Genomic DNA, 12,765 nt, shown 5'->3' with positions numbered 1-12,765 from the left:
ATTCCTGTGGAAAAGCTCAAAGGTGTACTGGGCGTCGGTTTTCTGCGTCTGCTGGCCGCGCTGCCATGGCCGCTGGTGCAAAAGAGCGGGTCGCTGATCGGCTGGCTGATGTGGAAGCTGCCTAACCGCTCCCGCGAAGTGGCCCGTATCAATCTGCGCCACTGTTTCCCCGAGCTGAGCGACGCCGAACTGGAGCGACTGCTGGGCAAAAGCCTGCGCGGCATCGGCAAGGCCCTGGCGGAAAGCGCCTGTGCCTGGATCTGGCCTGCCGAGAAGTCCCTGGCGCTGGTCAAGGAAGTCCAAGGGTTGGAAGTGCTCGAACAGGCCCTGGCGTCCGGCAAGGGCGTGGTCGGTATCACCAGCCACCTCGGCAACTGGGAAGTGCTCAACCACTTCTACTGCTCACAGTGCAAACCGATCATTTTCTACCGTCCGCCCAAGTTGCAGGCCCTCGATGAGCTGTTGCAGAAGCAGCGCGTGCAGTTGGGCAACCGGGTCGCACCCTCGACCAAGGAAGGGATTCTCAGCGTTATCAAGGAAGTCCGCCGGGGTGGATCGGTGGGCATTCCCGCCGACCCCGAGCCCAGCCTGTCCAGTGGCGAGTTCGTGCCCTTCCTCGGCACCCAGGCACTGACCAGCAAGTTCGTACATGGCATGCTCAAGGGCGGCAAGGCGCAAGGGGTGTTCCTGCACGCCCTGCGGCTGGAGGATGGCAGCGGCTTCCGCGTGATCCTCGAAGCCGCGCCAGAGGGCATGTACAGCGAGGATGCACGCACCAGCGCAGCGGCCATGAGCGAGGTGGTGGCGCGCTATGTACGCCAGTACCCGGACCAGTACATGTGGACCATGAAGCGCTTCAAGAAACGCCCGGAAGGGGAAAAGCGCTGGTATTGAGACGATGGGCAGGAGCGGCCTGGCTAACCGTCAGACCTTCTGGCCACGCTCTATGACGACCCGCAATGGCTGCCCCTGGGATTCGGCATACGCGCAGACATCGGTCATCAGCTCTATCCAGATCGCCAGATCGTCTTCGTCCACTGAGGATGAGCGGTCGATCGAGAATCGCCAGATGGAGGGGCCTTCCAACACGTCCGCATGATTCAGGAGCAGGTCGTAGACCGCATCCCAATTCTCACCAAAGTAATCCGGGAAGTTGAACGCCTCCCTCAGCCTGGACATCAGTGTCTGCTTGTCCAGCCGGCCATTTTCATCCAGCGCGATGGCCTGCGCATCGAATGCGCCATGGTCATTCCAGACAATACTCACAGGCCCGTCGGTCAATGCCGTCATCTCAGTGCCCCCTGATGCGGACGAAGGAGCGGTAGTGGTCTTGCGTGTAGTAGAACTCTACCGGCGGGTTTCCGCCGGTCACCACACGACGCGGCCCTCGGTGCGACAACCCCGGCGTATCGACCGTGTACTCCCGGTAATAGCCTCTCGGCCTTGCCGGCAATAGCTTTTCACGGTTACTGAAGGTGATGCCATCGCGCGGGTAGGGATAAGGCCCGCCACGCCTGATTCGCTCCAGCGTCTTGTACAACTCCTGCTGTTGAGCGGTCGCCGGGGCGGTTTCGACGGGAGCGGAATACCGCGATGACGGGGCCGTACCGCTGCGCCCCTGCGGTTCGTATGAGCCCTGTGCCGATGCAGAAAGCTGGGTGTGGTAGGGAGCGGTGGTGTTCCCCGGCTGCGAATCAGGGCTGTTCTTCAGCCAGAACAAGAAACAGGCTGTCGCAGCCAGAATTAACAGGGGTACTCTCATCCCGCTCTCCGATATCCATCCCTGGTGATAACGCTTGTGTGCATCGATGCATCCATCCTGGCGCGCAGCGAGCAGGCCAGGAGGTTACCCTGAGCATGTACCGATCTAGCTGATCGCTTCCTCACGCACCTGCTGCAGCGCACGGCTGCGGCGCTTCTCGGCACGGCGGGTGATGTACCAGGCCAGGAAAGTGAACAACGAGATCACCAGCAGAATCAGGCTGGCCACGGCGTTGATCTCCGGCTTCACGCCCAGGCGCACCGCCGAGAAGATTTCCATCGGCAACGTGGTCGAGCCTGGGCCGGAGACGAAGCTGGCCAGCACCAGGTCATCCAGCGACAGCGCGAACGACAGCATGCCGCCCGCCACCAGCGATGGCGCGATCATCGGCATGGTGATGACGAAGAACACCTTCCACGGCCGCGCGCCCAGGTCCATCGCGGCTTCCTCGATGGACTGGTCCAGCTCGCGCAGGCGCGCCATCACGATCACTGCGACATAGGCCGAGCAGAAGGTGGTGTGGGCGATCCAGATAGTGACGATCCCCCGCTGGGCCGGCCAGCCGACCAGTTGCGCCATCGCAACGAACAGCAGCAGCAGCGACAGACCGGTGATCACTTCCGGCATCACCAGCGGTGCGGTGACCAGGCCGCCGAACAGCGTGCGCCCACGGAACACCGGGATGCGCGTCAGCACGAAGGCCGCCATGGTGCCCAGCGCCACCGCCGCAATTGAGCTGTACAGCGCCACCTCCAGCGAGCGCATCACCGCCCCCATCAACTGGGTGTTGTCCAGCAGGCCGGTGTACCACTTGACCGACCAGCCGCCCCAGACCGTCACCAGCCGCGAGCCGTTGAACGAGTAGATGACCAGAATCACCATCGGCAGGTAGATGAACAGCAGGCCGAGCGCCAGGATCAGGTTGGAAAAGCTGTAGCGCTTCATAGCTTGCCCTCCAGCTCTTTCGCCTGGTTACGATTGAAGAGAATGATCGGTATCAACAGGATCGCCAGCATCACCACCGCCAGCGCGGACGCCACCGGCCAGTCGCGGTTGTTGAAGAACTCCTGCCACAGCACCTTGCCGATCATCAGCGTCTCGGGCCCGCCGAGCAGTTCGGGGATGACGAACTCACCCACCACCGGGATGAACACCAGCATGCAGCCGGCGATGATGCCGCTGCGCGAAAGCGGCACGGTGATCTTCCAGAAGCTGGTGAAACGGCGGGCGCCCAGGTCGGCGGCGGCTTCCAGCAGGCTCATGTCGTGCTTTACCAGATTGGCGTAGAGCGGCAGGATCATGAACGGCAGGTAGGAATAGACCACGCCGATGTAGACCGCCAGGTCGGTATTGAGGATCTGCAACGGTTGGTCGATCAGGCCGATGCTCATCAGCGTGCTGTTGAGCAGGCCGTTGTTGCTGAGGATGCCCATCCAGGCGTAGACGCGGATCAGGATCGCGGTCCAGGTCGGCATCATGATCAGCAGCAGCAGGACGGTCTGGATGTCCTTGCGCGCCCGGGCGATGGCGTAGGCCATCGGGTAGCCGATCAGCAGGCACAGCAGCGTGGAAAAGAAGGCGATCTTCAGCGAGCCCAGGTAGGCGGCCAGGTACAGCTCGTCCTCGCTGAGGAAGATGTAGTTGCCGAGGTTGATCAGGATCTGCAACTGCTGATCGGCGTAGCTGACCACCTCGGTATAAGGCGGGATCGCCACGTCCGCTTCGGAGAAGCTGATCTTCAGCACGATGGCGAACGGCAGCAGGAAGAACAGCATCAGCCACAGAAAGGGGATGCCGATGACCAGCCGGCGCCCCTTGTTCAGCGCTACCCGCTTCATGCCTGCAGCACCACGCCGCTGTCGCCCAGCCAGTAGAGGTAGACCTGTTCTTCCCAGGTCGGCCACTTCACATGGCGCTCGGCGTTGGCGACGAAGGCTTGCAGCAACAGGCCGGATTCCAGGCGGATGTAATAGACCGAGTGGCCGCCCAGGTAGGCGATGTCATGCACGGTGCCCATCACCCAGTTGTACTCTTCATGCTCGAGCTCGGGCTTTTCCAGGCTCATCAGCAGCTTTTCCGGGCGCAGGGCGAAGGTCACGCGCTTGTCTTCGGCGCGGGTGCTGATGCCGTGGCCGATATAGATCGGTCGCTCCAGTTGCGGACAGGCGATCACCGCATGGTCTTCCAGGTCTTCGATCAGCTCGCCGTCGAACAGGTTGACGTTGCCGATGAACTCGCAGACCAGGCGGTTGGCCGGGGTTTCGTAGATGTCCATCGGGCTGCCGACCTGGGCGATCCAGCCCAGGTGCATGATGGCGATGCGCTCGGCCATGGTCATGGCCTCTTCCTGGTCATGGGTGACCATCACGCAGGTCACGCCGACCCGCTCGATGATCTCCACCAGCTCCAGTTGCATCTGCGAACGCAGCTTCTTGTCCAGCGCGCCCATCGGCTCGTCGAGCAACAACAGTTTGGGACGCTTGGCCAACGAGCGCGCCAGGGCCACGCGCTGGCGCTGGCCACCGGACAACTGGTGTGGCAGGCGCTTGGCGTACTGGCTCATCTGCACCAGGCGCAGCATCTCGGCCACGCGCTCGGCGATCTCGTCCTTGGGCAGGTTGTCCTGCTTGAGGCCGAAGGCGATGTTCTGCTCGACACTCATGTGCGGGAACAGCGCATAGGACTGGAACATCATGTTGATCGGCCGCTCGTAGGGCGGCAGGTCGGTGATGTCCTGGCCATCCAGGTAGATGCGCCCTTCGCTCGGCCGCTCGAAACCGGCGAGCATGCGCAGCAGCGTCGACTTGCCAGAGCCCGAGCCACCGAGCAGGGCGAATATCTCGCCCTGGTGGATATTCAGGGAAACCTCGTCGACCGCCACGGTTTCGTCGAACTTCTTCGTGACGCGGTCGATTTTCAGCAGCACCTGCCGGCTTTTGCTTTCGCCCGAAAGGGCTTTCTTGTAGGCGCTGGAGGCTACGGCCATGCGCGAACTCCCGGATTCAGAGGTAATGGAACGGCCATGGCCGCAGGGTCTTCGAATTCTGGCGCTGAATGCGCCGACCGGCCAGCCGGCTAAGGCTTCGGCCAGTGAAAATGCAAAGGCGCCAGCAGCAAGTGAATGCCGACAAGCGCCTGTTCATCACGATGGTGTTCGGGGCCATGCCCCACAAAACCCATGGCTACGACGCACCTTTATTCAGGCGCGTCACCCTGGCTCATATCAGGGCGCCAGCGACATTAGCAGCCGCTGACGACAACCCTGTTTCAGTTCGACCCTCAACGACCCGATTTGATCTTGGTCCAGCTACGGGTGATGGCACGCTGGGTCTTGGCCGCCAGGTCGGGGAAGGTATAGAGCTTCTGCAGCACGGCCTGGCTCGGGTAGATGCCCGGGTCGCTGCTGATGCTCTTGTCGATCAGCGGAGTCGCCGCAGCATTGGCGCTGGGGAACTGCACGTAGTCGACGATGGGCGCCATGACTTCCGGACGCAGCAGGTAGTTGAGGAAGACATGGGCATTCTCGACGTTCTTGGCGTCGGCAGGGATAGCCAGCATGTCGAAGAAGCTGCCAGCGCCTTCCTTGGGAATCTTGTAGCCCACGGTCACGCCGTTCTTGGCTTCTTCGGCACGGGACTTGGCCTGGTAGATATCGCCGGAATAGCCGATAGCCACGCAGATATTGCCGTTGGCCAGATCTGAGATGTACTTGGACGAATGGAAGTAGGCCACGTTCGGGCGGATCTGCATGAACAGGTCCTCGGCCTTCTTCAGCTCGGCGCTGTCACCGCTGTCTGGCGGCAAACCCAGGTAATGCAGGGCGGCCGGCAGGATTTCGGTGGGCGAATCGAGGAAGGCCACGCCGCAGGACTTGAGCTTCTCGATATTCTCGGGTTTGAACACCAGGTCCCAGGAGTCGACGGGGGCGTTCTCGCCCAGTACCGCCTTGACCTTGTCGACGTTGTAGCCGATGCCGATGGTGCCCCACATATAAGGGATCGAATAGGCATTGCCCGGATCGCTCGGCTCCAGCGCCTTGAGCAGATCCTTGTCGAGGTTTTCCCAGTTGCTCAGCTTCGAGCGGTCCAGTTTCTGGAATACGCCGGCCTTGATCTGCTTGGCCAGGAAGGGGTTGGAGGGCACGACGATGTCATAACCCGAAGCACCGGCCAACAGCTTGGCCTCCAGCACTTCATTGCTGTCGAACACGTCGTAGACCACCTTGATGCCGGTCTCCTTGGTGAAGTTCTCCAGCGTGTCCTCGGCGATGTAGTCGGACCAGTTATAGACGTGCAGAACCTTGTCTTTGGCCTGCGCGACCCCGGCGACAGCACCGACGAGTGTCAAGGCAAGGAGGGTCTTGGCAAAGGGTTTCATCAGTGCAACTCCTGTCGTTGATAGCGTTTTTTCAGGGCAAGATCAGGCTTCTGTCCGTCTGGTCCGGGACGTTTTCCCGCGGACCTGGAAAACCCGCGCAGTCTGGCAACTTCGTCACCATTTTTAAACACCTGGCACAGTTCTGGAGACAATTTTTCACCTGGCCCGAACACAATTGTTTTAGCAAATAGGGTGCCGGAAAGCGTGCCGGCCGCCAGGGCAGTCAACCTGGCCCAGAACACGGGGCAAAAAGCCTCCACGGGCCTTGCGCCCGCAGGCCTGTCAGCCGGTCTATCGACACTCTGATATTCGGCAAAGCCCCGCGGACAGCCCCGTTTCCACGACCGACGCAACCCTGCGCACCAAAACAGTGCAAAATCACACCGAAAGCAGCAGGAATTCGCGCTCCCAGGAACTGATCACCCGGTTGTAGTTCTCCTGCTCCGTGCGCTTGACCGCCACATAGCCCTGGATGAATTTCGGGCTCAGGTAGCGGTGCAGCGCCTGGCAGCTCTCCATGCGCTCCAGCGCGGCCTCCAGAGTGAACGGCAAGCGCAGGTTGCGGCGCTCGTAGCCACGGCCCTTGACCGGCGCACTCGGCTCGATGCCCTCGGTCATGCCGATATAGCCACACAGCAGGCTGGCCGCGATGGCCAGGTAGGGGTTGGCATCCGCACCGGCCAGGCGGTTCTCCACCCGCCGGTTGTCCGGCGACGAATCCGGCACGCGCAGGCCCACGGTGCGGTTCTCCTCGCCCCACTCGACGTTGACCGGCGCCGAGGTGTCGGGCAGGAAACGGCGGAACGAATTGACGTTGGGCGCAAACATCGGCAGCAGCTCGGGGATGAACTTCTGCAGGCCGCCGACATGGTCGAGGAACAGCTGGCTCATGCCGCCCTGCTCGTCCGAGAAGACATTGCGCCCACTGGCCACATCGATGACGCTCTGGTGCAAGTGCATGGCGCTGCCCGGCTCGCCGGTCATCGGCTTGGCCATGAAGGTGGCGGCGACATTGTGCTTGAGCGCCGCCTCGCGCATGGTCCGCTTGAACACCAGAATCTGGTCGGCCAGGTGCAGCGCCTCGCCATGACGGAAGTTGATTTCCATCTGCGCGGTGCCTTCCTCATGGATCAGCGTGTCCAGGTCCAGCCCCTGGGTCTCGCACCAGTCGTACATGTCTTCGAAGAGCGGGTCGAACTCGTTGGCGGCGTCGATGGAAAACGACTGGCGCCCGGTTTCCTGTCGACCGGAGCGACCGATCGGCGCCTGCAGCGGCAGGTCCGGGTCTTCGCAGCGCTTGGTCAGGTAGAACTCCATCTCTGGCGCCACGATGGGCTGCCAGCCACGGTCGGCGTAGAGCGCCAGCACCTTCTTCAGTACGTTGCGCGGCGACAGCTCGATGGGATTGCCCTGCTTGTCGTAGCTGTCGTGGATCACCAGCGCAGTCGGCTCGATGGCCCAGGGCACGCTATAGACGGCATTCGGGTCGGGGCGGCAGATCATGTCGATGTCCGCCGGGTCGAGCAGTTGGTAATAAACCTCGTCGGCGATGTAGTCGCCAGTCACAGTCTGCAGCAGGACGCTCTCCGGCAGGCGCATGCCCTTCTCGCCGAGGAACTTGCTGGTCGGCGAAATCTTGCCGCGAGCGATCCCGGTGAGGTCGCTGATGACGCATTCCACTTCAGTGATCTTGTGGTCCTTGAGCCAGCCCGTGAGCTGGTCGAGCTTGTTCGACATGGTGGCCTCTATTGGCTGGAACGGAAGTGTTCAGCGTTGTTCTGCGTGCAAACGGCAGGCGTCGGCGAAGCCCCGGAACAGGGCCAGATAATGCGGGACCGCCTGCACGTTCCACTCTGGGTGCCACTGTACGCCGAGCGCGAAGGTGCGTGCGGACTCGACGGAAATGGCTTCGATCAATCCATCCGGCGCCCGCGCTTCGACCCGCAACCCCTCGCCCAGGCGGTCGATACCCTGGCTGTGCAGCGAATTGACCTGGCAGCGCTGCGCCACGCCCAGGCGCTCCAGCAGGCCTCCCGGTTCCGGCAGCAGGTCGTGGCTGAAACCGTACTGCACCGACAACGGTGCATCGGGGTCTTCGCGATGGTCGAGGTAGCCGGGCAGTTCATGCACCTTCTGGTGCAGGCTGCCGCCGAACGCCACGTTCATCTCCTGGAAGCCACGGCAGATACCGAAGACCGGGATACCGGCGTCCACCGCCGCGCGGATCAGGGGCAGGGTCAGGTCGTCGCGCGCGCGGTCATGCAGCGTGCCTGGCGCACTGTCCGGCCCCCGGTAGTGCAGCGGCTCCACATTGGACGGCGAGCCGGTGAACAACAGTCCATCGACCATCGCCAGCAGGTCTTCCAGCCGCAGCGATTCCAGGGTCGGAATCACCAGCGGCAACCCCTCCAGCGCAGCGGCGCGCAGGTACTTGTCGCCAGCGATATGGAAGTCGTGATCGTCGAGCTTGCGGCTACAGGCGGATACACCGATCAGGGGTGAGCGAGTCATGGGATAACCACCTTCCTTGCAGTGTCTGCGATGAGATTAGTCCTGTTCATTTTTCCGGACAACCGTCCGTTGACCCTGGCCGAAGCACCTTCGTTCACCCTCCTGATATCGCTCCAGAATGGCCCGCAATGCCCGATTTCAGGGCGCCGGTGGCGCTATTGACAGTCGCGGGGCTTTTCGATTGACTCACAGTCAAGTCGCGGAATGATCATATTTTCAACAAGAAAGGTACTTCGCCATGTCACCGCCGCCACGTGCCATTCAGCTCAATGAAGCCAACGCCTTTCTCAAGGAACACCCCGAGGTCCTCTACATCGACCTGCTGATCGCCGACATGAACGGCGTGGTGCGCGGCAAGCGAATCGAGCGCGCCAGTCTGCACAAGGTTTATGAAGCCGGTATTAATCTGCCCGCATCGCTGTTCGCCCTCGACATCAACGGCAGCACCGTGGAAAGCACCGGCCTGGGCATGGATATCGGCGACTCCGACCGTATCTGCTTCCCGATCCCCAACACCCTGGCCAAGGAACCCTGGCAGCGCCGCCCTACCGCGCAACTGCTGATGACCATGCACGAACGCGATGGCGCACCGTTCTTCGCCGATCCACGGGAAGTGCTGCGCAAGGTCGTGAGCCAGTTCGACGAACTGGGGCTGACCATCTGCTCGGCCTTCGAGCTGGAGTTCTACCTGATCGACCAGGAGAACGTGAACGGACGTCCGCAGCCACCGCGCTCGCCGATCTCCGGCAAGCGCCCGCAATCGACCCAGGTCTACCTGATCGACGACCTCGACGAGTACGTCGACTGCCTGCAGGACATCCTCGAAGGCGCCAAGGAACAGGCCATCCCGGCCGATGCCATCGTCAAGGAAAGCGCCCCGGCGCAGTTCGAAGTCAACCTGCACCACGTCCCCGACCCGCTCAAGGCCTGCGACTACGCGGTGCTGCTCAAGCGCCTGATCAAGAACATCGCCTACGACCATGAAATGGACACCACCTTCATGGCCAAGCCCTACCCCGGCCAGGCCGGCAACGGGCTGCATGTGCACATCTCGATCCTCGACAAGCAGGGCAAGAACATCTTCGCCTGCGAGAATCCCCTGGAAAGCCAGACGCTCCGCCACGCCATCGGCGGCCTGCAGGAAACCATGGCTGCCTCGATGGCCTTCCTCTGTCCCAACGTCAACTCGTACCGCCGCTTCGGCGCACAGTTCTATGTGCCCAACGCGCCATCCTGGGGGCTGGACAACCGCACCGTGGCCTTGCGCGTACCGACTGACAGCGACGACGCGGTGCGCATCGAGCATCGGGTCGCCGGCGCCGACGCCAACCCCTATCTGTTGATGGCCTCGGTACTGGCCGGCATCCACCATGGCCTGGTCAACCGGATCGAACCGAACCAGCCAACCGAAGGCAACGCCTACGAACAGGTCGAGCCCAGCCTGCCGACCAACCTGCGCGACGCCCTGCGGGTACTCGACGACAGCGAAGTCATGGCGCGCTATATCAGCCCCGACTACATCGACATCTTCGTGGCGTGCAAGGAGAGCGAGCTGGCCGAATTCGAGCATTCGATTTCCGACCTGGAGTACAACTGGTACCTGCATACGGTCTAGCGACGACGACACTCCGCCTGCTCGAATGCCCGCCGGGTGCTCCGGGCGCATGCAACGCAGCGAAGGACTCGCCATGAAGCGATTGCACAAGATCCTGCATATCGAGGACGACCCGTCCATCCAGGCCGTGGTCAGGGTTGCCCTGGAAGTGGTGGGTGGCTACGAGGTACTGACCTGCTCGACCGGCCCGGAGGCTCTGGACCGCGTCACCGAATTCGCCCCCGACCTCATCCTGCTCGACGTGATGATGCCCGCGATGGGTGGTCCGGAAACCCTGGCGCTGCTGCACGAGCATGTGGGCCTGCAAGAAACGCCCATCGCCTTCATGACCGCCAAGGCCCAGAACGACGAGATCGAACACCTGCTCGGCCTGGGCGCCTGCGATGTCATCGTCAAACCCTTCGACCCCATGCAGTTGCCCGCCCGCCTCCAGAGCGCCTGGGAACGCGGGCAGTCGCCACAGCCTACAGCTTGATCCAGGTCGCCTTCAGTTCGGTGTACTTGTCGAAGGCATGCAGGGACTTGTCGCGGCCATTGCCGGACTGCTTGAAGCCGCCGAACGGCGCGGTCATGTCACCACCATCGTACTGATTGACCCAGACACTGCCCGCCCGCAACGCTTTAGCCGTCAGCAAGGCCTTGGACAGGTCGGCCGTCCACACTGCGGCTGCCAGGCCATAGAGCGTGTCGTTGGCGATCTCGACAGCCTGCTCCGGCGTATCGAAACTGATCACCGACAGTACGGGCCCGAAGATTTCCTCGCGGGCGATCTTCATCGCATTGCTCACCCCGCTGAAAATGGTCGGCTCCACGTACAGCCCGCCGGTGTCCTCCAGCGTACGCCTGCCGCCTAGCAACAGGCTGGCACCGTCAGCGTGACCAGCCTCGATATAGGACAGCACCGTATTCAACTGCTGGGTATCCACCAGGGCGCCGACGTTGGTCGCCGGGTCCAGCGGATTACCAGGCTTCCAGCCCTTGAGGGCATCCACCAGCAGCGGCAGGAATCGCTCGCGGATGGAGCTCTCCACCAACAAACGCGAACCGGCAGTACAGACCTCGCCCTGGTTGAAAGCAATCGCGCTGGCGGCAGCCTCGGCGGCCTGTTGCAGATCAGGCGCATCGGCGAAGACGATGTTCGGGCTCTTTCCTCCCGCCTCCAGCCAGACCCGCTTCATGTTCGACTCGCCGGCATAGACCATCAATTGCTTGGCCACCCGGGTGGAGCCGGTGAAGACCAGGGTGTCGACGTCCATGTGCAGCGCCAACGCCTTGCCCACGGTGTGCCCATAGCCCGGCAGCACATTGAGTACGCCAGCCGGAATGCCGGCCTCGATGGCCAGGCGTGCGATGCGGATGGCCGTCAGGGGCGACTTCTCGGAGGGCTTGAGGATTACCGAATTGCCGGTCGCCAGCGCCGGACCGAGCTTCCAGCAGGCCATCATCAACGGAAAATTCCACGGCACGATGGCCGCCACCACGCCCACCGGTTCGCGGGTCACCAGACCCAGTTGGTCATGGGGCGTCGGCGCCACCTCATCGTAAACCTTGTCGATCGCCTCGCCGCTCCAGCGCAAGGCGCGCGCCGCACCGGGAATATCCACCGCCAGGGCATCGCGGATCGGCTTGCCCATGTCCAGGGTTTCCAGCAGCGCCAGCTCCTCGCGGTGCGCCTCCAGCAGATCGGCGAAGCGAATCATCACCGCCTTGCGCCGGGCAGGCGCCAGCCGCGACCAGCTTCCCGCTGCGAACGCGGCGCGGGCACTGGCCACGGCACACTCGGCATCCTGCGTATCGCAACTGGCAACCTGCGCCAGTACACGACCGTCGATGGGACTGATGCAGTCGAAGCGCTCATTCGTCAAAGCGTCGACATAATCGCCCTGGATGAAGGCGCGCCCTTCGATATCCAGCGCTCGGGCACGTTGCTGCCAGTCGGACAGGGTCAGATCGGTCATGGCATATCCTCTCGCTCAGTGAACAGGGCTTTGCCGGTAACACTAAACCAGGGGCCTCGCCTTTCCAATCCTTGTGCCATGAACGAAAAAACCCGCCACGGTGGGCGGGTTTTTCCATCAAGGGCCGAAAATCAATTACTTGATTTTCGCTTCCTTGTAGATCACATGCTTGCGCACGACGGGATCGTACTTCTTGATTTCGATCTTGTCGGGCGTAGTACGCTTGTTCTTGTCGGTGGTGTAGAAGTGGCCGGTACCGGCGCTGGACACCAAACGGATCAGATCACGCATGATAAATCTCCTTAAACCTTCTCGCCGCGAGCGCGGATTTCAGCCAGAACGGCGTCGATACCACGCTTGTCGATGACGCGCATGCCCTTGGCGCTCAGGCGCAGACGGACGAAGCGGTTCTCGGACTCGACCCAGAAGCGGTGATGCTGCAGGTTCGGCAGGAAACGACGACGGGTTTTGTTGTTTGCGTGGGAAATGTTGTTCCCGGTTACCGGACCCTTACCGGTAACTTGACAGACTCTCGACATGCC

15 protein-coding genes are annotated in these 12,765 nt (G+C 62.2%); 3 read left to right on the top strand and 12 right to left on the bottom strand.

Annotation, left to right across the window (positions count from 1 at the left end):
* The first annotated feature begins 6 nt into the window (after positions 1 to 6).
* Positions 7 to 894, top strand: a complete 888-nt coding sequence (locus HW090_RS10915; protein WP_179113553.1) for a lysophospholipid acyltransferase — start codon at positions 7 to 9, stop codon at positions 892 to 894.
* Positions 895 to 924: 30 nt separating this feature from the next.
* On the opposite strand, the gene HW090_RS10910 is transcribed toward HW090_RS10915, so the two are convergent.
* The 9 genes from HW090_RS10910 to HW090_RS10870 form a co-directional block, all read right to left on the bottom strand.
* Positions 925 to 1,290: a barstar family protein gene (locus HW090_RS10910; protein WP_179113552.1), complete on the bottom strand. Its 366-nt coding sequence runs from the start codon at positions 1,288 to 1,290 to the stop codon at positions 925 to 927.
* Between the two features lies 1 nt (position 1,291).
* A complete protein-coding gene (locus HW090_RS10905; RefSeq protein ID WP_179113551.1) occupies positions 1,292 to 1,762 on the bottom strand; it encodes a ribonuclease domain-containing protein in 471 nt (156 codons plus the stop codon).
* Positions 1,763 to 1,867: 105 nt separating this feature from the next.
* Complete coding sequence (locus tag HW090_RS10900) at positions 1,868 to 2,707, bottom strand: ABC transporter permease subunit (protein ID WP_179113550.1); 840 nt, start codon at positions 2,705 to 2,707, stop codon at positions 1,868 to 1,870.
* The gene (locus HW090_RS10895; protein WP_179113549.1) at positions 2,704 to 3,600 is read right to left on the bottom strand and encodes an ABC transporter permease subunit; all 897 of its coding nucleotides are present in this window, start codon (positions 3,598 to 3,600) and stop codon (positions 2,704 to 2,706) included. The genes HW090_RS10900 and HW090_RS10895 overlap by 4 nt, the downstream gene beginning before the upstream one ends.
* Positions 3,597 to 4,748 carry an ABC transporter ATP-binding protein gene (locus tag HW090_RS10890; RefSeq protein WP_179113548.1) on the bottom strand — a complete coding sequence of 384 codons (1,152 nt, stop codon included), beginning with the start codon at positions 4,746 to 4,748 and terminating at the stop codon, positions 3,597 to 3,599. Before HW090_RS10890 ends, HW090_RS10895 begins: the two co-directional genes overlap by 4 nt.
* Before the next feature lie 293 nt (positions 4,749 to 5,041).
* Positions 5,042 to 6,142, bottom strand: coding sequence for a polyamine ABC transporter substrate-binding protein (locus HW090_RS10885; protein WP_179114894.1), 1,101 nt, complete (start codon positions 6,140 to 6,142; stop codon positions 5,042 to 5,044).
* The gene (locus tag HW090_RS10880; protein WP_179113547.1) at positions 6,139 to 6,381 is read right to left on the bottom strand and encodes a hypothetical protein; all 243 of its coding nucleotides are present in this window, start codon (positions 6,379 to 6,381) and stop codon (positions 6,139 to 6,141) included. Before HW090_RS10880 ends, HW090_RS10885 begins: the two co-directional genes overlap by 4 nt.
* A 136-nt stretch (positions 6,382 to 6,517) precedes the next feature.
* A complete protein-coding gene (locus tag HW090_RS10875) occupies positions 6,518 to 7,876 on the bottom strand; it encodes a glutamine synthetase family protein (protein WP_179113546.1) in 1,359 nt (452 codons plus the stop codon).
* A 30-nt stretch (positions 7,877 to 7,906) separates the two neighbouring features.
* Positions 7,907 to 8,650 (bottom strand): gamma-glutamyl-gamma-aminobutyrate hydrolase family protein, encoded by a 744-nt coding sequence (locus HW090_RS10870; protein ID WP_179113545.1) that lies wholly within the window; start codon positions 8,648 to 8,650, stop codon positions 7,907 to 7,909.
* 238 nt (positions 8,651 to 8,888) lie between these two features.
* On the opposite strand from HW090_RS10870, the gene HW090_RS10865 reads away from it, so the two are divergent.
* Together HW090_RS10865 and HW090_RS10860 are read left to right on the top strand one after the other, a co-directional pair.
* Positions 8,889 to 10,265: a glutamine synthetase family protein gene (locus HW090_RS10865; protein WP_179113544.1), complete on the top strand. Its 1,377-nt coding sequence runs from the start codon at positions 8,889 to 8,891 to the stop codon at positions 10,263 to 10,265.
* A gap of 73 nt (positions 10,266 to 10,338) precedes the next feature.
* Positions 10,339 to 10,740 carry a response regulator gene (locus tag HW090_RS10860; protein WP_179113543.1) on the top strand — a complete coding sequence of 134 codons (402 nt, stop codon included), beginning with the start codon at positions 10,339 to 10,341 and terminating at the stop codon, positions 10,738 to 10,740.
* Here HW090_RS10860 and HW090_RS10855 read toward each other — a convergent pair.
* From HW090_RS10855 to rpmB, 3 genes are all read right to left on the bottom strand, one after another.
* On the bottom strand, positions 10,730 to 12,223 hold the full coding sequence (locus HW090_RS10855) for an aldehyde dehydrogenase (RefSeq protein ID WP_179113542.1): 1,494 nt from the start codon (positions 12,221 to 12,223) through the stop codon (positions 10,730 to 10,732). The two genes, HW090_RS10860 and HW090_RS10855, sit on opposite strands and share 11 nt — an antisense overlap.
* Before the next feature lie 135 nt (positions 12,224 to 12,358).
* On the bottom strand, positions 12,359 to 12,514 hold the full coding sequence (gene rpmG, locus HW090_RS10850) for a 50S ribosomal protein L33 (RefSeq protein WP_014854577.1): 156 nt from the start codon (positions 12,512 to 12,514) through the stop codon (positions 12,359 to 12,361).
* 11 nt (positions 12,515 to 12,525) lie between these two features.
* Positions 12,526 to 12,762, bottom strand: coding sequence for a 50S ribosomal protein L28 (gene rpmB, locus HW090_RS10845; protein WP_131182958.1), 237 nt, complete (start codon positions 12,760 to 12,762; stop codon positions 12,526 to 12,528).
* Positions 12,763 to 12,765 lie beyond the last annotated feature (3 nt).

Source organism: Pseudomonas sp. ABC1, assembly GCF_013395055.1.
Classification (GTDB): Bacteria; Pseudomonadota; Gammaproteobacteria; order Pseudomonadales; family Pseudomonadaceae; genus Stutzerimonas.
The sequence above is the reverse complement of the archived record's forward strand: the minus strand, read 5'-3'. Positions and strand labels throughout refer to the sequence as shown.

Bases quoted from the DNA above. Each gene is read 5' to 3' on its own strand.
- HW090_RS10890 (WP_179113548.1), bottom strand. From the start codon at position 4,748: ATGGCCGTAGCCTCCAGCGCCTACAAGAAAGCCCTTTCGGGCGAAAGC.
- rpmB (WP_131182958.1), bottom strand. From the start codon at position 12,762: ATGTCGAGAGTCTGTCAAGTTACCGGTAAGGGTCCGGTAACCGGGAAC.
- HW090_RS10870 (WP_179113545.1), bottom strand. From the start codon at position 8,650: ATGACTCGCTCACCCCTGATCGGTGTATCCGCCTGTAGCCGCAAGCTC.
- HW090_RS10895 (WP_179113549.1), bottom strand. From the start codon at position 3,600: ATGAAGCGGGTAGCGCTGAACAAGGGGCGCCGGCTGGTCATCGGCATC.
- HW090_RS10900 (WP_179113550.1), bottom strand. From the start codon at position 2,707: ATGAAGCGCTACAGCTTTTCCAACCTGATCCTGGCGCTCGGCCTGCTG.
- HW090_RS10910 (WP_179113552.1), bottom strand. From the start codon at position 1,290: ATGACGGCATTGACCGACGGGCCTGTGAGTATTGTCTGGAATGACCAT.
- HW090_RS10905 (WP_179113551.1), bottom strand. From the start codon at position 1,762: ATGAGAGTACCCCTGTTAATTCTGGCTGCGACAGCCTGTTTCTTGTTC.
- HW090_RS10875 (WP_179113546.1), bottom strand. From the start codon at position 7,876: ATGTCGAACAAGCTCGACCAGCTCACGGGCTGGCTCAAGGACCACAAG.
- HW090_RS10865 (WP_179113544.1), top strand. From the start codon at position 8,889: ATGTCACCGCCGCCACGTGCCATTCAGCTCAATGAAGCCAACGCCTTT.
- HW090_RS10860 (WP_179113543.1), top strand. From the start codon at position 10,339: ATGAAGCGATTGCACAAGATCCTGCATATCGAGGACGACCCGTCCATC.
- rpmG (WP_014854577.1), bottom strand. From the start codon at position 12,514: ATGCGTGATCTGATCCGTTTGGTGTCCAGCGCCGGTACCGGCCACTTC.
- HW090_RS10855 (WP_179113542.1), bottom strand. From the start codon at position 12,223: ATGACCGATCTGACCCTGTCCGACTGGCAGCAACGTGCCCGAGCGCTG.